This is a genomic window from Gilvimarinus sp. 1_MG-2023, from assembly GCF_030548285.1.
The window spans coordinates 1-317 of the sequence record NZ_JAUOSC010000611.1 but is presented as its reverse complement, the minus strand read 5'-3'; the positions used below and the strand labels follow the sequence as shown (position 1 = coordinate 317).

Here is a 317-nt window from a genome sequence, read left to right as displayed (position 1 = left end):
CCACCGGCACCACACCCAGATTCATCAGAGTGCGTAACGTGCTGCGAGCGTTAAGATAACGGGTACGGTTACTGAGGTCATCATGGGTCAGCAACACCTGGGCGGTGAGCCGGTCATGTTTACCAAAAGCGGTTTCATAAGCCTGCACCAACCCCATCTGCCCGACCGCTGCCGCCGCCTGCAACTGATAAAGTTCTTCCGGTCGCTTATGCCAGCCAAGACGGGTCATACCGGCGGCAACCGAGCCAGACGAGACCAGAATAATATCGTGCCCCAGGCGCTGTAATTCGGCCATCTGATCGACCCAGGATTGCATC

1 protein-coding gene is annotated in these 317 nt (G+C 57.1%); it reads right to left on the bottom strand.

Annotated features, from left to right (window positions below; translation table 11 throughout):
• The coding region (locus Q4563_RS18305) for an amino acid kinase family protein (protein WP_442903789.1) at nt 1-317 on the bottom strand (317 nt) is incomplete at both ends.